This is a genomic window from Pseudomonas sp. GW822-FHT02E03 (assembly GCF_058802325.1).
Map to the genome: position 1 here is coordinate 14,808 of NZ_JBXAOA010000022.1, position 16,686 is coordinate 31,493.

The window sequence follows — 16,686 nt, forward strand, 5'->3', positions numbered from 1 at the left end:
CCACAGGTTTTGCAAATAGCTGCAGTGCGATCTACAAGACATAAAACAGAATCGCCACAAAGTGCAGCACGCTCCCGGCAATCACAAACAAATGCCAGACCCCATGGGCATGGCGCAGGCGATGGTCGAGGGCAAAAAAGATAATCCCCACGGTGTACAACACCCCGCCCGACGCCAGCCAGGTAAAGCCGACTGGCCCCAGCGCCGCCAGTAATGGCTTGACCGCCACCAACACGATCCAGCCCATCACCGCGTAAATCACGATCGACAGAATCCGCGCTTCCGAACGCGGTTTGATCTCTTGCAAGATGCCGATCAGCGCCAGCCCCCAGACGATCCCGAACAACGTCCAGCCCCACGGCCCGCGCAGGGTCACCAGGCAGAACGGTGTGTAACTGCCGGCAATCAGCAGGTAGATCGAAAAGTGATCGACCTTCTGCATGATCGCTTTCTTGCGCCCGCGCACGCTGTGGTACACGGTCGAGGCGCTGTAGAGCACCAGCAAGGTGAACGCGTAAATCGCCACGCTGACGATCTTCCACGGACTGCCATCCATACTGGCAATCACCAGCAACCACACGCCCCCGACAAACGCCGCCACTGCCCCGACCAAATGCGTCCAGGCGTTCAATCTTTCCCCGTGATACATGTATTGCTCACCTCAAAATTCATTAACACAAAGCCCCTGTAGGACCGGTGTAGGAGCTGTGTAGGAGCTGTGTAGGAGCTGTCGAGTGAAACGAGGCTGCGATCTTTTGATCTTGATTCTAGGCGCCCTCTGAAAGATCAAAAGATCAAAAGATCGCAGCCTTCGGCAGCTCAACAAAAGCCATCGAGCCAAACGTCAGCCAATTGGGCACAATCGAACGATTCGAATAAGAGTCTGGCCCATGCTGATCGATGAAGAGTTGACCCTGAAAAAACTCGAGGTGTTCCTGGCCTTCATGCGCACCGGCAACCTGACCCGCGCTGCCGCCGAGTTGCAAACCAGCAACGTCAGCGTGCACCGCGCTATTCACTCTCTGGAAAGCGCCCTGCGTTGCCCGCTATTCAAACACGAAGGCCGCAACCTGACCCCACTCGAAAGCGCTTATGTGCTGGAAGAACGGGCGCAGAAGCTGATCCAGGACGTGCTCGAAAGCGTGCGCCTGACCCGCGAAGCGGCCGGGTTCTCGGCTGAGCGTTTCAAACTTGGGTCCCTGTATTCGCTGACGGTGAAGACCGTCCCGCAGCTGATCATGGGCCTGAAAATTCGCCGCAGTGAACTCAATATCGACCTGATCCTGGGCTCGAATATCGACCTGTTGTACAAGCTCAAGAACATGGAAGTCGACGCGATCCTGGTGTCGCTGGATGACAGCGTCAACGACCCGGACTGCGAGCAGATTCCGCTGTTTTCCGATGACATCTTCCTCGCCACACCGGCTGATTCGCCCTTTGCCCAGCGGGCCGAAGTCGATCTGGCCGAGGTGCGCGACGAGACATTCATCACCTTGACCCAGGGCTTCGCCACGCACCAGGACGGTATTCGGGTGTTCAAGCAGGCGGGGTTCGAGCCAAAGGTGGCGATGCAGGTCAACGACATCTTCACCCTGCTGAGCATGGTCAGCTCAGGGGTCGGTTATGCGTTGCTGCCGGGAAGGATTGCGGCGGTGTATGAGAACCGGGTGAAGCTGATTCCGTTGCAGCAAAAGTATCGGTTACAGCAGCACATCGGCGTGGTGTTTCTGAAGGCCAAGGAGCGTGACCCGAATTTGCTGGCGCTGTTGGCAGAGTGCCGGATGTATGCCAATCGTCAGGCCACCCAATGATCGTTCCCACGCTCTGCGTGGGAATGCCTCAATGGACGCTCTGCGTCCGCTTTGGGACGCGGAGCGTCCCGGGCTGCATTCCCACGCGGAGCGTGGGAACGATCAGTCAGCCGACAATCCCGCGAACAATGAAGTACAGCAACGAAGGCCCAAGCAAGCACCCAAGCCCGGTGTGGAACGTCGCCGTCAACGCGCCATACGGCACCAGCCTACGATCCGTCGCCGCCAACCCTGCGGTCACCCCACTCACCGTCCCGGCCAACCCGCCAAACACCATGGCCGAGCGCGGGTTATCCAGCCCCATCCAGCGCGCCGCCATCGGTGTGCCGACCATCACCAGAATCGCCTTGATCAGCCCGGTAGCAATCGACAACGCCATCACGTCGGACGTGGCACCAATCGCTGCCCCGGTCACTGGCCCGACGATGTACGTCACCGCACCCGCGCCAATGGTGGTCATGCTGATCGCATCGCGATAACCGAACACCCAGGCCATGCTCGCCCCGACAATGAACGGCAGAATCGTGCCCAGCAGCAGCGCGATAACACCAATCATCCCGGCCTTTTTCGCTTCGGTGGCCTGCACCTCGAACGCCGTGGCGACAATGGCGAAGTCCCGCAGCATGGCGCCGCCCATCAAACCAATACCGGAAAACAGCGACAAATCCGCCAGGCCTTTTTGCCCACCGGTCATGGTGCCGCCGACCCAGGCCAGCACCAGGCCAATGACGATGGCAATCGCCGAGCCGTGAATTCGTCCGAAGGTCAGGCGTTTGGACAACACCACCGACACCCACATGATCACGCCAACGAAGGCGAATGCCGTGATCAGACCGTTATGTTCCAGACCTTTCTCGATGAGATCCCACATATCAGCGACCTCCTGCCGGTGCGCCAACCGACGTTATATCCGCCGGTTCATCGGGCAAGGGCTCGCCTTTGTGGGTCCGGCTGATCAGCGCAATCGTGCAACCACAGAGCACCACCGAACCAATCGCCGCCAGCACCGCCACCGGCCCGCCGTGCAAGGCGGTGACGACGTTCTGTTGCGCGGCCATCGCCACCACCACCGGAATGTACATGGCGCCCCAGAAGCCGACGCCCATCTCGCAGTCCTTGGTCATGCCGCCGCGTTTTTGCATCCACAACCGCGCGCAAATCAGCAGGATCATCGCGATCCCGACCCCGCCGACGTTGGATTTAACGCCCAGCAACGCGCCGAGCATGTCACCCATGATCACCCCTGCCAGCGTACAGATCGCCAACAGCGCCACACCGTAAATAATCATTGTTGTAGTCCTCAAAGTGCATCGTCGGAATTGTTGTTTTTGTAGTTCGCAGCCTGAGTCGGTGATCTAGGGTTGGCGGCTTCCCTCCTCACGCAACAGCGCCTGCAAGGTATCGAGCCGCGCACCGTCGAAAGCAATCACGGTGCCCTGCTCGAACACCCGGCGCGCCAGCCCGGTCAACACCGCACCGGGCGGCAGTTCGATCTGTAGACGTACGCCGCGCTCGTAGGCGCTTTGTACCGTGCCGCGCCAATCCACCACGCGGCACATGTTGAAGGCCAGGTCGTCGCGTAACGCCTCCGGATTGATAACAGGCCGGGCGCGGCTGCCGCTGAGATAACCCAGGGTCGGCGTTTTCAATTGCACCTTGGCGAAGGCTTCGGCCAGGATTTTTGCCGGGGCTTCCAGCAACGGGCAATGGGACGGCACGCTGACCGCCAGACGCTTGGCCAGACCGGCGCCACGCCCCTTCGCCAACTCGGCAACCGCTTTCATCGCCTCCTCGCTGCCAGCAATCACCACTTGGGTATCGGCGTTGATATTGGCCAGGTAAACCGGTGTGTCGACGCTGTGCACCCGCGCCAGCAAACCTTCCACCGTCGCCAGATCCAGACCGATGATCGCGGTCATGCCATAGCCCTGAGGATAAGCCTGCTGCATCAGCTCACCGCGCAGGCTGACCAGATGCAGCGCATCGCTGAAGCTCAAGGCGCCGGCGACCACCGCCGCCGGATAAGCTCCGATGGACAGTCCGGCCACGTAATCCGTGCTCAATGACAACTGACGTGAAGCGGCGATTCCGGCGATCAGCAGGCATAGCTGAACCGCCCTCGTTGACTGCAACGCCTCGGCAGAATCCAGCAACAAAACATCTTCACCCAGCACCTCACTCGCCTCGATCAGCGTTTCCCGAGGCAAGCGATGGAGCATGCCCGGTTGCTGCGCGCCTTGGCCGGGGAACACCAGCAAACTGCTCACGCTGCTTGCTCCTGCGGGTTCCACGGATCGGTGACCAGGCAGGCGACCTGAGCGTTTTTGAGCAGCACCCGATGCGACGGGCCGGCCCATTCGCGCAGAGCTACAGCGCCGTAAGGTGTCTGCAATTGCATGTCGACCAGACATTCAGCAGTGCCGAGAAGCGTCACCAACTCTTGCGCTTGAAGTCGGCTCAACAGTTGCGGTGTACGCAGAATCAAGTCCAGATCGCTGCGCTCATGCAACGCCGCAAAACCGCTGGCCAATTCAAACCCGGCGCTGCCGCTGACACCCCACACCCAACCGCAGGCATCGAGCATTGGCCGCAGCTGCACCAGTGCTCGCAACGCCGGCAGATCCCGCGCCGTCTCGACATGACAAAGCTCTTCCGGACTTACCCGACGTGAAATCGCCGTGATCGCCATCGACGTTGCATAACGCTGCTCACGCAAGCGTCCTCGTACCCCGACCGCGATCTGATCCGGCGCACTCATCGCACGCCGAACCACCACTGGCTGACCCGCGCTGATCGACTCGATCACCCACGCAGGCGCATCCGCAGGCAACTGCTCCGGGGTCATCCCACACAGCAGGTCGTGGGCCAGAAGCGTGCTCACCACTGCTCTCTCAGCAGTTGGCGAACCTTGCTCGACGCGCCGCGGTTGGGCGCACCCAAGCGGCCGCTCAAATCGCGACGACCAGCCCCGACATCGTCAATCGCCTGAACCAGACACTCGTTCACCCGCGCCAGATCCGCCGCCGTCGGTTGTTCGATCTGATCCACCGACAAGGTTTCCCAAAGCAAACCCAAGCTGGCAAAGCTGTCGATGTCATAGGCCATCGGCGGCACGCTGGCGGCCAAGGCTTCAAGCTCTTCGACACTGCGCAAGGTAACCCGCGCCGCCGACGCCTTGCCCATCGCATGCACCATCACGCCCGGATCGCGTAGCGCGATCAGCCGGTTGGCCTGATAGCCATGAGCGAGAAACGCCCCGGACATCGCCTTGCCCACCAGCAAACCGATCACCGCATGCCCGGCCAGTCGGGCACGGGCATAACTGTCCGCAGCACCGGCCAAGGCTTGATGAATGCCGAGGGCTTCTTCGCGCCGACCGTAAGCCTGGCTCGGCACATCGACGATGGCGATCAAGGCGCGTTTTTGAGGTTTGTCGTTATCCGCGGCAATGACGTCAGCCACCGCTTTGGCCAAGCCCCAGCCTTCCAGCAAACCGACCTCGCCATTGCGGGCGCGGACGAAACGGTTGTCGGGATCGGCCACTACCGCGATAAATCGAACAGGTTGATCGCCCAATAAACCATCGGCGACTTTCAACGATGCCGGCAAACCCGCGACCGGTTTTGCGCCGGCACTCAAGGCGTTGAACCAGTTCAAGCCTCTCAGGGAATACGAACTCATGAGCGCTCTCCTTGATACAGATCGCGAACCGTCGCCGGCTCGATTTGTGGTTCGGCGTCCAGACGCGCCAGCCGTTGCAGAAACCATTCGGCCTGGCGGCTGCGTTGCTGCGCCGGCAACCCCTGCTGGAGCAACTCGCTAACCTGCTGCTGAATCTGCGCCACGTCGTCGGCGACATAGCGGTCCACCAGACCGCTGGCGAAACGTTGCTCACCGCCGGTCAGGCTCCAGATAAACGGGCGATCGCGGGAGTCGTATTCCTCAAGTCCGGCTTCCTGCTCGATCACTTGGGGGCCGTTGAGGCCAAGGCGCGCTTCCTGAGTCACCAGCAAATAGCTGCACAACCCGGCGGCAATCGACATGCCGCCAAAGCAACCGACGCTGCCGGCGACCACGCCAACTACCGGTTGGTACTGGCGCAAATCGACAATCGCCGCATGAATATCGGCAATCGCCGCCAGCCCCAGATTGGCCTCCTGCAAACGCACGCCACCGGTTTCCAGCAACAGCACAGCGCGAGTGGGAATGCCTTTGCGGTTGTCCTCGGCGGCCAGTTCCAGCGCGCCGGCAATCTTCGCTCCGCCGACTTCACCGAGGCTGCCACCCTGAAACGCGCCTTCGATGGCAGCGATCACCACCGGCAAACCGCCGAGGCTGCCCTTGGCGATCACCACGCCGTCATCGGCTTGCGGCACCACGCCCTGGCGCGACAGCCACGGCGACATGACGCGCTGAAACGGGTCGAGCAGCTCACGAAAGGTCCCGGCGTCGAGCAACGCTTTCGCTCGTTGCCGGGCGCCGAGTTCGACGAAGCTATGTTTGCTGAGAAGCGCTGCGCTGTCAGTCATGGCCGATCTCCTCGAAGCCTTGTTCCAGGCGCAAACGCACCACGCCGGGAGTGGCGCCGAAATCGTGGATATCGATCGCCATCGCGGGCGGTGTCTGGCCGTCGAACATCCGCGCGAACAGATGCTGCCAGCGTTGTTCGCTGCCGTTGACCGAGGTCTGCACCTGGATCGTCAGCTTGCCCGCTAGCCCCGGTTCGATCAGCACTTCCAGATCGCCCGAGCCCACGCAGCCCACCAGCGCCCTGCCCCGTGGCGGCTGCCCGGCGGGGAATTCAAAGGATAAGGTTTCCATCAAAACGCTCCCTGGAGGACGCCGGCGCCCGACTCGATGCGGTCGATAAACAGGCAGGCTGCGAGCAAGTCCGCAGCGCCGCCGGGCGAGGCATTCAACGCGATTAATTGTTGGTCCAGCTCATGCAAACGGCGGCGACCGGCCAGGCTCGCACTGCCGCCGGCGTCGAGCACTGCTTGGGCGCCGAGTTGCATGGTCTGCAGGCCGCTTTCGCCTGCGCGGTAGAGCACGCAGGTGTCGGCCAGTGTCGTCATGATCGCCAGCAAGGCGTCGAGCCGGGCGTTCTGTTCGCCATGGCCGGCGGCGCGGCTGCGTTTGAGTTGCGGCAGGCCACGTTGCAGCACGGCCGGGAAACCAAGCTGCGCCTCTTCACGGGCACCGCGAGCGCCATAACGTTGGGCCACTTGAGCGCCATGGCTTAGAGGGCGCGGGGCGTAGCGGTCGTCGAGCAAGGCCAGGCGTGCAGCGCGCAAGGTCACGGCGCTTGCTTTGGTATTCGTACATTCCAACGCCGCCGCAGCGACCAACAGCCCCAACGCCCAGATCGCCCCACGATGAGTATTCACACCGTTGGTGGTGGCGAGCATCACTTGCTCACCGTCACGACCAATCCGCCCAAGGGCTTCGCGCAGGGGTAAACCGACTTCGCCAAACTCCATGGCCGCTTCTGCCATTGCCTTGAACGCCGGCCACAACGACAGCGCCGAGGCGTGCATCAGGCTCAGGTGTAAATCGGTGTGCGCGCCATTGCCGCGACGGTCGACCAGCGCCGGTTTCGGCGACAAGTCCGCTTCGTCGATCAGCGCGTCCACCGCGAGATCCGCCAGCCGCTCAGTCAGGGTTAAAGGTTTCGGTTGCAGGTTGAATGCGTGCATTACCAGCTCCTGAACTTGGCGGGCGGGTTGTAGAGACCACCGGACCACTCCACCAGATCGGCCACGCTTTTCGCTGCGAGCAACTCGCGGGTGGCGTCGGTGCGGCGGATGCCGAGGTCTTCGGGCAAAGCGATCAGGCCTTCGCGGCGCATGCGGGCGGTGTCTTTCGGGTTATGGCGCAGGCCGATGGCGGTCACCCCGGCGACGGCGGCGATCATCGCCTGACGCTCTTCGAGGGAACGGGCCTTGTACAAATAGGCGATGCCTTCTTCGGTCAGCAAGTGAGTGACGTCGTCGCCGTAAATCATGATCGGCGCCAGTGGCATGCCGCTTTTCTTCGCCACTTCCACCGCGTCGAGGGTTTCAACGAAGGTCGGCTTGCCGCCCTCCTGGAAGGTCTCGACCATTTGCACCACGAGTTTTTTACCGCGTTCCAGCAACGCTTCGGGTGCATCGTCGTGACGCATGTCAAGCCAGGCCGGCGTGCCATGGCGGCGACCGCGCGGGTCGTGGCCCATGTTCGGCGCACCACCGAAACCGGCCAGGCGGCCGCGCGTGACGGTGGAGGAATGGCCGTCGCCGTCGACTTGCAGGGTTGCACCGATGAACAGGTCCACCGCGTACTGGCCGGCCAGTTGGCAGAACATCCGGTTGGAGCGCAGCGAGCCGTCGCGGCCGGTGAAGAACACATCCGGTCGAGCGGCGATGTAGTTTTCCATGCCCAGTTCGGTGCCGAAACAATGCACGCTTTCGACCCAGCCGCTTTCGATGGCAGGGATCAGGGTTGGGTGAGGATTGAGGGTCCAGTTGCGGCAGATCTTGCCTTTCAAACCAAGGGATTCACCGTAGGTCGGCAGGATCAGTTCAATGGCGGCGGTGTTGAAACCGATGCCGTGGTTCAGGGACTGGACGTTGTGTTTTTCATAGATCCCGCGGATCGCCATCATCGCCATCAACACGTGCACAGGCTTGATGTGGCGTGGGTCGCGAGTGAACAGCGGTTCGATATAGAACGGCTTGTCGGCCACCACCACGAAGTCGACCCAGGATGCGGGAATGTCGACACGGGGCAGTTCGCTGACATCGTCCACCAATTGGTTGACCTGCACGATGACGATGCCATCGCTGAACGCCGCCGGTTCAATCAATGCGGGGGTGTCTTCGGTGCTCGGGCCGGTGTAGATGTTGCCGGCGCGGTCGGCCATGAAACCGGCCGAGAGCACGACGTTGGGAATCAGGTCGACCACCAGCCGCGCATAGAGCTCGATGTAGGTGTGGATCGCGCCGATTTCCAGCAAACCGTCTTCGAGCAACTGACTGATACGCAGGCTTTGGGTGCCGGCAAAAGAGAAGTCGAGCTTGCGCGCAATGCCGCGCTCGAACAGGTCCAGGTGCTCGGAACGCCCGACGCTGGGCATGATCATGTGCAGGTCATGCAGCTTGCCGGGATCGGCCTTGGCCAGGGAGCGGGAAAGGAAGTCCGCCTGCTTCTGGTTATTGCCCTCCAGCACCACACGGTCGCCGGGCAGGATCAATGCCTCCAGCGCCGCAACGATCTTGTCGGTGGGCAACACCACACCGTCGGCAAGCCCCTTCACCCATTCGAGGCGCCGCTGCTTTTCGCTGCGCCGCCGCGTCCATCGCGAGTCGGGGGATATTGTTGTTGTCATGACCACTCCACGGGTTCGCTGTCGTGGGGGTCACCTTAGGAGCGTTGGGTGGGGGCATCAATCAAGCAGAGGGACGGATCGTTACGCTGACCGTAATAATCGAACACCGTCCCGATCGTTCCCACGCTCTGCGTGGGAATGCCTCGAGGGACGCTCCGCGTTCCAGCTCTCGAATGGGACGCGGAGCGTCCCGGGCTGCGTTCCCACGCAGAGCGTGGGAACGATCAGGAACGCAGAAACCTTTGTGGCGAGGGGCTTGTTGGAAGGTCCGACAGCCTGGGGTTTTGTGTTTAAAAGTTTGTCCGCAGGAACGGTGAGAGGCTACACAACCTTGCGTCGCTGCCTACAGCAATGCCGGAACCCGCTGACTGGTGCGGTTTTGCGTTGGTCTTTATCGTTTGGGGGTCGCTGCAAACTCAGCGACCGGGATTGGAACCCCGTGGTGTTAACGAGGCAAAAGCGCCTTTCATAACGTATGCTTGCGCACCTTTAATGTGTGCACTCCGTTATGGCGGCTGTGCGCGGGAGACCTTAGTGTCTGTCGGGTTTTGTCCGTTTGCCCGGGTTCCAGCCCGCGTACAGCTGCCACCCCTTCGATTGGAACCCGATGGAGCAGCTGAAACTCATTAAATGGAGCTTCACTATGTTCAAAGCTACTCCCACCCCCCCGGAAACCGACGTCGATTCCCAAGCATCCCTCGATGCAGAAAAGATGAAGGAAGCCGCCGACCACGCCTTCTCCCATTACTTCCCCCCACTCCATGAAAAACCGGCCAAACGCCGTAAATCCCAGCTCTTCGCCGTCTGCCCCGATATCGACACCGAAGCCCTTCTGGCCAATGCCTCCGAAGACCTGCTGTCTATCAGCGCCATTGCGGCCGATCTGGCGGACGATGTGGAAGGCTCACGCCGCTCTGTAGCCTTGGCGCTCAGCCGTTTGGCAGATGGCGTGCAGTTGTTGGTGGAGCGGGTGCTGGATCATCATGAGTCGTTGCAGATGAAGGCTCGGGCCGGGGTTTAACGCAGAAGATCGTTCCCACGCTCTGCGTGGGAATGCAGCCCGGGACGCTCTGCGTCCCAAAAAGCCGAACGCGGAGCGTCCGTTGAGGCATTCCCACGCAGAGCGTGGGAACGATCAATGGGCTAACCCTGCTGTAACAAGCAACTCTTCCAACGCCAACAAATCCGGCACCTTGGCCACTTGCTCCCCCACCTGCACTGCCGCCTGTTCCAGCGAACACAACGGCACATCCACATAGCTCAACTGGCTATCCAGCTTGTAAGACCGCGGAATCCCCTGCACCAGCAACGCAATGAACTTCAGCTCAGGCCGCCCACCGAGGGCATTGAGGATGACGATCCGTGCTCGCTCACCGATCACCACTTTGTTGCCACACGCCGACTCAAAACTAAGCAATGGAATTTGCCTCTCCCGCCACGTCACCCGCCCCAAATACCACGGCGGTGTATCGAGATCGAAAGCCCCCGGCTGATAGTCGATAAGTTCAGCGACAGCGACGTTAGGCAGGATCAGGTTGCGGTCAGCCAGGGGCAGTAGCAGACCGGTGAGGTTGCTGGAGCGGTGTTCATGCATGGGTTTTGCTCCATCGGGCGATGCTGTCGAGCAGCACCGATTCCTGGTATGGCTTGCCGAGGTAGTCGTTGACGCCGATGGCCATGGCGCGGTCGCGGTGTTTCTGGCCGGTACGGGAGGTGATCATGATGATCGGCAGATGCCGCAAGCGTTCGTCGGCGCGTACCTGGGTCGCCACTTCAAAGCCGTCCATACGCGGCATTTCGATGTCCAGCAGCATCAGGTCGGGCATGTGTTCTTCGAGCAGTAACATGGCGTCGACACCGTCCTTGGCGATCAGCACGTTCATGCCGTGGCGTTCCAGCAGACGGCTGGTGACCTTGCGCACGGTGACCGAATCGTCGACCACCAACACCAGCAAGGGCCGTTGCGGCTCGGGCTCTACGTCTTGAGTCACAGGCCGCTTCGGCACCTGTGCCTGCATCGCGCGGATCGGTGCCAGCAAATCGAGAATCAGTACCACACGGCCATCACCGAGAATCGTCGCCCCGGACAAACCCTGCACCGCGGCGAACTGCGGGCCAAGGCTTTTGACCACGATTTCCCGGGTGCCGGCCATGGCATCCACCTGCACCGCAACGTGCCGCTCGTTGCATTGCACCAGCAACACCGGCAACGGCAGGCTCTGGCCCAGCAGTTTTGGACGGGTGCTGGTTTTCAGCAGTTCACCGAGATAGCACAATTCGTAACGTTGCCCGGCGTATTCGTAGGTCGGCGGATCGAGCCGGTAATGCCCTTCGAGTTCGTTGGGCAACACCCGAACGATGCCGTCGATGGTGTTCAGCGGGATCGCGTATTGATCCTCCCCGCACTGCACCATCAGCGCGCGGTTGACCGACACGGTGAACGGCAGGCGAATCCGGAAATGCACGCCCTGCCCTGGCACAGAGTCGATGGTCATGCTGCCGCCGAGCTGCCGGACTTCTTCGTGAACCACATCCATGCCGACGCCACGCCCGGAGATCTGAGTGATTTTCTCGGCAGTGGAGAACCCCGGTTGCAGGATGAATTGCAGCACGTCGCGATCACTGATGTCGCTGTCCGGATCGAGCAACCCGCGCTTGATCGCCTTGCGCCGCACGGCGTCCAGCGGCACGCCGGCACCGTCGTCGCGGATGTCGAAAATGATGTCGCCGCCCTCTCGCGACAGGTCGAGGGTGATCTTGCCCTGAGCCGGCTTGCCGGCCGCAATACGTACCTCGGCCGATTCCAACCCATGGTCGACGGCGTTGCGCAGCATGTGTTCCAGCGGCGCGGCCATGCGTTCGAGGACGTTGCGGTCCATCTCGCCTTCGGCGTTGCCGACGACGAAGTCCACGTCCTTGCCCAGTTCGCTGGCGACCTGCCGCACGATGCGTTTCAAACGCGGCAGCATTCGCTCGAACGGCACCATGCGCGTACGCATCAGGCCTTCCTGCAATTCGGTGTTGATGCGGCCCTGCTGTTGCAGCAGGTTTTCCGCGTCGTGATTGCGCCGTTCGAGGGTTTCCTTGAGGTCGAGCAGGTCGGAGGCAGACTCGAACAGCGCCCTGGACAACTGTTGCAGCTGCGAGTGACGGTCCATCTCCAATGGGTCGAATTCTTCGTACCCCAGGCGTTCGGCGTCGACTTGCTGACGGCTGAGGATCCGCCCCTGGGTTTCGGTATCGAGGCGACGCAACTGATCGCGCATGCGTTCGATGGTGGTTTCCATCTCGCTCAGGGCCACCCGTGCGTCGTTGACCTGTTGTTCGATGCGGCCACGGAAGATTGAAGTTTCCCCGGCCAGATTGACCAGGTCATCGAGCAATTCCGCCGAGACCTTGACCGTGTCGGTGCCTTCCGGTTGCAGCGCGGTTGTCTCGGCTTTGGGCGCTACGGGCAGCGTCACGGGTGCCGATGTTTCGGGCACTGCCGGATGGCTGAAATTCTTGATCGCATCGATCAGCCGATCGGCCGGCGGCAATGGCTGACCGGCGCGGGTGGCGTCGAGCATCTGCGCCAGTCGGTCATGGCTGCGTTGCAACAGCGAGAATAGCTCGGCGGTGGGTTGCAGCACGCCAGCCGACAAGCCTTCGTAGAGAAATTCCAGTTCATGGGCCAGGTCGCCAATCGGCACAATCTCCACCATCCGCGCGCCACCCTTGAGGGTGTGCAAGTCGCGCAGCAGGGTTTCCATTTCCTGGCGACTCGACGGCTCGGCCTGCCAGCGCAACAGCGCCGCACCGGAATTTTCAATGATGTCGAAACCTTCCTCGAGGAAGATCTCCAGAAGCTCGGAATCATGACCCGCCGAGTCATTGCTCGCCGCTGGTTCGATCACCTCGGCGCTGCCGGCATTGCCCTGACGAAACTCGCGAATGGCTTGGATCAACTCGCCCGGATCACCCAATGGACGGTTGTGCTGCAACTGATCAAGGAACATGGCCAGTCGGTCATGGCTCTGCTGCAGCAACTGCGCCAGCGTTTCGCTGTGACTGTAACGGCGGTCCACCAGGCCTTCGTAAAGGCTTTCAAGTTCATGGGCCAGATCGCCGACCGGTTCGACCTCGGCCATCCGCGCACCGCCCTTGAGGGTGTGCAAATCGCGCTGCAAGGACAACAGCGGCGCGGCGTTGTCCGGGTCACTCAGCCAGCGCTGCAAAGCCTGACCAGCGCTCTCGAGGATATCCACCGCTTCTTCAAGGAAGATCGAAACGATTTCGTCGTCCAGCTCCACCTGCGTCGCGCTCTGCTCCAGCTCGGCGGTGGCGCTGCCCAGTTCGCGGATGCTCAAGGTGCGGCTGCCGTCACTGCGGATCAGGCCCATGGCGGATGGATCGAGACTCTCATCGAGCAAGCCGCGCAAGGCCCGCACCCGCTGCGGTTGGGCAGTGACTTCCTGGCCGGCGGCCAGTTCGTCGAGCATGTTGATCAGCGCTTCATGGGCACTTTGCGCCTCATGGAAAAACGCCTCGCTGACCGCCAGGCTGCTTTCTTCCACAGCGCCATACAGGTCGAGCAAAGCTTCACAGAGTTCATCCACCGGATGCAGATCGGCCAGGTGCGCGCCTTCGCCCAGGGTGGTCAGTTCGTCCAGTAACGCACTGAGTTCCTGCCGCTCGCCGGGATGTTGCTGCCAGCGCTGCAACAGGCTTTCGGCGTCCAGCAGGATGTCCATGCCCTGGGCAAGAAAATTGTTGATCAGTTGCGGATCGCGCTTGATGCGCTGCTTCGTATTGGGCGTGGTCAACAGGCTTTGCAGACGCTCGGCCAGCAATGCCTGGGTTCGCTCTATCAGCGAGCGGGCGTCGGGGATTTCAGCCAGCGGGTCGCTCTTGAGTTGTCGCAGCCCAAGGCGGAACAGCCCTTCGGCTTCCAGCAGCAATTCAACTTCGTCCAGGTCGAGGGCAATCCGGTGCGCCTTGTACTCCCGGGCCAGTTCATCCAGCGACGCCGCCAGCTCGGCAATCGGCAGCACGCCGGCCATCGAGGCGCTGCCCTTCAGGGTGTGCAACGCCCGCTGCAACTCGTCGCTGGCTTGAAGCGGTACGTGCTCGGCGGCCTGGTCGAGGAAGCGATTGAGGCTGCTCAAATGGGTTTCGGCTTCGTTGCGGAAGATCTCCAGCAACAGTGGATCGAGCGCCGCGACATCCTGCACGTCTTCATCGGACACCGGTTTATCACCCTTGGCGAGGGCATGGGCGCGGGCGGCCAATTGATCGACATCGTTGCGTTGGCGCTGGGCATTGGCGGCGAACTCGGCCACCAGTTCCGGCAACAGCTTCAGCGCATCGCCCACCAGTTGTTGCACTGCAGGCGAAGGTGCAACGCTGTGTTCCAGCACGCGATTGAGCAGGTTTTCCACCGCCCAGGCCAACTCACCCAGCACCAGCGCGCGGACCATCCGGCCACTGCCTTTGAGGGTGTGGAAGGCGCGGCGCAATTCAGTCAAGACCGATGTGCTGTCGGGGCTGGCCGACCAGCGCGGCAGATACTCCTCAAGGATTTCCAGCACCTCGTCAGTCTCTTCGAGAAAGACGTCCCGTAGCTCATCGTCCACCGGTTCTTCACCGGCGGGCGGCGGCAAAAGGCTACCCGGCGTGGTTAGGGCTGGCGGGTTGACGGACGACACCGGGCTGGCCAACACATCGGCCAGGGACTGAACGGTTTCGGGGTCATCCAGCTCCTGCATGTCCTGCATGACCAGGGCTTCACTGGGGCTGAGCACATCCTTGAGCATCGGCACCTGCTGTTCGATGGGAAAGAAGCCGAGCGAGGCCAGGCCTTTTTCCGCGACGTCGAGCAGGTGTTCCCCCGGCGCTTCGGGGTCGTCGCTGAGGCGCTCCAGGTAATATTCGATGCTGGTGATGACGTCGGCCAGGCTGTCCAGTTGCTGCCAGCCGGGCTGGCCCGGGTCCACCAGCAGATGCTCGCGGATGAAGCCGTTGCAGGTCTCGACCAGGCTCGCCGCGCGGGCCAACGGAATCATCGCCAACGCACCACGTACCTGGGTCAGCAACGCCGGCAAGGGTTGCAAATGCTGGCGGTCCCAGTCGGCGTCGATGTAGTCGACGATCATGTCCTTGGCCTGTTGCAGGCAAATGCGCGCTTCCTTGATCACGATCTGATGGATCTGCGTCAGGTCGGTGGTCGGCAGACGGCTGTCTTCCTGGCTTTCCGGCTCCACGGTACCGACCATGCCGGCCAGGGTCGCTTCGACGTAGAGCAAGGCCCCGGCGACGTCCATGAGGGTCGCGTCGTTGGGTTCACGCTGGCCCTGAGCGAGGCTCAGCACCACTGCCAGTTGATCGATGATGACCTTGCGCGGCTGGCCAAAACCGAGCACCGCCAGGGTGTCGGCGATTTGCCGCAGGGGCGCCAGCAGGCTTTCGAGGTCCGAGGTGTGCTGGCGGTCGCTGCGCACGAACAAATCCAGGCGCTCCTTGACCCGCACCAGCTCTTCGCACAGCGCCGCCAATACCGAACGCATGGCGTCGCGGTCAGGGCCGGCCAGCCTTGCCCGTTCTTCATCGACCATCGCGCCGTCGGGTAGCGCATCGTCAAGTGAGTAGCGATCTTTCATGGTCAGCATCTGCCCGGTGGGGTGTTCGGCCTTGGCAATATAGAACAACAAACTCTTGAGCAGCTCCGGCGGTGCCGGTTGATTGATTGCGGGCATGCCCTGTTCGAGCAAACGCTTGAGCTCTTTGTCGGCGTCCTTGAACAGGCTGCGCAACGCCGGGCTGTTGGCAATCGAGCCATTGCGCATGCCTTCGACCAGTGCCGAAGCGACTTGCCATAACGGGCTCAGCGGCGCGTTGTCGCACAGCCCTTCGAGGTGCACAAAAACCCTCGCCAGATAACCGATGTGGGTTTCGTCATCCTGCTCGCGCAACAAACCAACCAGGGCCATCTGCAACATCTGCCGCAATTTGCGCAGCACATTCGGCAAGTCGGACGGTTCCAGCAGCGCCAAGGCCTCTGGGCCCAGAGGTAGCAGCTCCGGCAGTTGCGGGCTGAACAGGCTGGTTTCCGATAACAGGCTTTCGCCACGGGCGCTGCGTAGGTCGTTGAGCAGCGGCAACACCACCAGCGGTAAATCACGACGGGCACCTTGCACCCGGTCGAGGTAAGTCGGCAATTGCCCCAGGGCTTGCAGTAACAGATGGATCGCCTCGTCACGATGGCTGACGCGGTTCTGCTGTAAGGCGCTGGTCAACTGCTCGATCTCTTCGGCGAGCAAGGCCGCGCCGTAGAACTCGACCATCTGCAAGCTACCGTGAACCTGATGGACACAGGCAAGACACTCACTCAGCGTGTGCGTCGCCTGTGGATCGTCGATCAGGGTTTCGATCGCCTGATGAGCCTGTTTCAGCGTTTCGGCAATCTCGCCTTTGACCCACTCGAGGGCCACATAGTCGTGCCGATCACCCATAACTACTCCAATCAAATGC

General features: G+C 61.6%; 14 protein-coding genes. 2 read left to right on the plus strand and 12 right to left on the minus strand.

Annotated elements, in window-relative coordinates; genetic code table 11:
* Nucleotides 1-31: 31 nt before the first annotated feature.
* Nucleotides 32-649 (minus strand): PAQR family membrane homeostasis protein TrhA, encoded by a 618-nt coding sequence (gene trhA, locus AC1RQB_RS17425; RefSeq protein ID WP_007897999.1) that lies wholly within the window; start codon nt 647-649, stop codon nt 32-34.
* Nucleotides 650-890: 241 nt separating this feature from the next.
* Here trhA and AC1RQB_RS17430 point away from each other — a divergent pair, with 241 nt between their 5' ends.
* Nucleotides 891-1,811: a LysR family transcriptional regulator gene (locus tag AC1RQB_RS17430; RefSeq protein ID WP_063342269.1), complete on the plus strand. Its 921-nt coding sequence runs from the start codon at nt 891-893 to the stop codon at nt 1,809-1,811.
* A gap of 106 nt (nt 1,812-1,917) precedes the next feature.
* On the opposite strand, the gene madM is transcribed toward AC1RQB_RS17430, so the two are convergent.
* The 9 genes from madM to mdcA form a co-directional block, all read right to left on the minus strand.
* A complete protein-coding gene (gene madM / locus AC1RQB_RS17435) occupies nt 1,918-2,682 on the minus strand; it encodes a malonate transporter subunit MadM (protein WP_008007473.1) in 765 nt (254 codons plus the stop codon).
* A 1-nt stretch (nt 2,683) separates the two neighbouring features.
* Nucleotides 2,684-3,100: a malonate transporter subunit MadL gene (gene madL, locus AC1RQB_RS17440; RefSeq protein ID WP_007897996.1), complete on the minus strand. Its 417-nt coding sequence runs from the start codon at nt 3,098-3,100 to the stop codon at nt 2,684-2,686.
* A 66-nt stretch (nt 3,101-3,166) separates the two neighbouring features.
* On the minus strand, nt 3,167-4,078 hold the full coding sequence (mdcH, locus tag AC1RQB_RS17445; protein WP_063342268.1) for a malonate decarboxylase subunit epsilon: 912 nt from the start codon (nt 4,076-4,078) through the stop codon (nt 3,167-3,169).
* Complete coding sequence (locus AC1RQB_RS17450) at nt 4,075-4,695, minus strand: malonate decarboxylase holo-ACP synthase (protein ID WP_063342267.1); 621 nt, start codon at nt 4,693-4,695, stop codon at nt 4,075-4,077. The genes mdcH and AC1RQB_RS17450 overlap by 4 nt, the downstream gene beginning before the upstream one ends.
* On the minus strand, nt 4,689-5,492 hold the full coding sequence (mdcE, locus tag AC1RQB_RS17455; protein WP_063342266.1) for a biotin-independent malonate decarboxylase subunit gamma: 804 nt from the start codon (nt 5,490-5,492) through the stop codon (nt 4,689-4,691). The genes AC1RQB_RS17450 and mdcE overlap by 7 nt, the downstream gene beginning before the upstream one ends.
* Nucleotides 5,489-6,340: a biotin-independent malonate decarboxylase subunit beta gene (locus tag AC1RQB_RS17460; RefSeq protein ID WP_063342265.1), complete on the minus strand. Its 852-nt coding sequence runs from the start codon at nt 6,338-6,340 to the stop codon at nt 5,489-5,491. Before AC1RQB_RS17460 ends, mdcE begins: the two co-directional genes overlap by 4 nt.
* Nucleotides 6,333-6,632 carry a malonate decarboxylase subunit delta gene (locus AC1RQB_RS17465; RefSeq protein WP_007941972.1) on the minus strand — a complete coding sequence of 100 codons (300 nt, stop codon included), beginning with the start codon at nt 6,630-6,632 and terminating at the stop codon, nt 6,333-6,335. The genes AC1RQB_RS17460 and AC1RQB_RS17465 overlap by 8 nt, the downstream gene beginning before the upstream one ends.
* On the minus strand, nt 6,632-7,507 hold the full coding sequence (locus tag AC1RQB_RS17470) for a triphosphoribosyl-dephospho-CoA synthase (RefSeq protein WP_063342264.1): 876 nt from the start codon (nt 7,505-7,507) through the stop codon (nt 6,632-6,634). The genes AC1RQB_RS17465 and AC1RQB_RS17470 overlap by 1 nt, the downstream gene beginning before the upstream one ends.
* Nucleotides 7,507-9,177 (minus strand): malonate decarboxylase subunit alpha, encoded by a 1,671-nt coding sequence (gene mdcA, locus AC1RQB_RS17475; RefSeq protein ID WP_007897974.1) that lies wholly within the window; start codon nt 9,175-9,177, stop codon nt 7,507-7,509. Before mdcA ends, AC1RQB_RS17470 begins: the two co-directional genes overlap by 1 nt.
* A gap of 643 nt (nt 9,178-9,820) precedes the next feature.
* Between mdcA and AC1RQB_RS17480 the strand changes: the two genes are divergently transcribed.
* Nucleotides 9,821-10,198 (plus strand): DUF6124 family protein, encoded by a 378-nt coding sequence (locus AC1RQB_RS17480; RefSeq protein WP_063342263.1) that lies wholly within the window; start codon nt 9,821-9,823, stop codon nt 10,196-10,198.
* A gap of 114 nt (nt 10,199-10,312) precedes the next feature.
* Here AC1RQB_RS17480 and AC1RQB_RS17485 read toward each other — a convergent pair whose 3' ends face one another.
* Together AC1RQB_RS17485 and AC1RQB_RS17490 are read right to left on the minus strand one after the other, a co-directional pair.
* On the minus strand, nt 10,313-10,771 hold the full coding sequence (locus AC1RQB_RS17485) for a chemotaxis protein CheW (protein WP_007939375.1): 459 nt from the start codon (nt 10,769-10,771) through the stop codon (nt 10,313-10,315).
* Nucleotides 10,764-16,667: an Hpt domain-containing protein gene (locus AC1RQB_RS17490; RefSeq protein WP_063342262.1), complete on the minus strand. Its 5,904-nt coding sequence runs from the start codon at nt 16,665-16,667 to the stop codon at nt 10,764-10,766. Before AC1RQB_RS17490 ends, AC1RQB_RS17485 begins: the two co-directional genes overlap by 8 nt.
* Between the last annotated feature and the right edge of the window lie 19 nt (nt 16,668-16,686).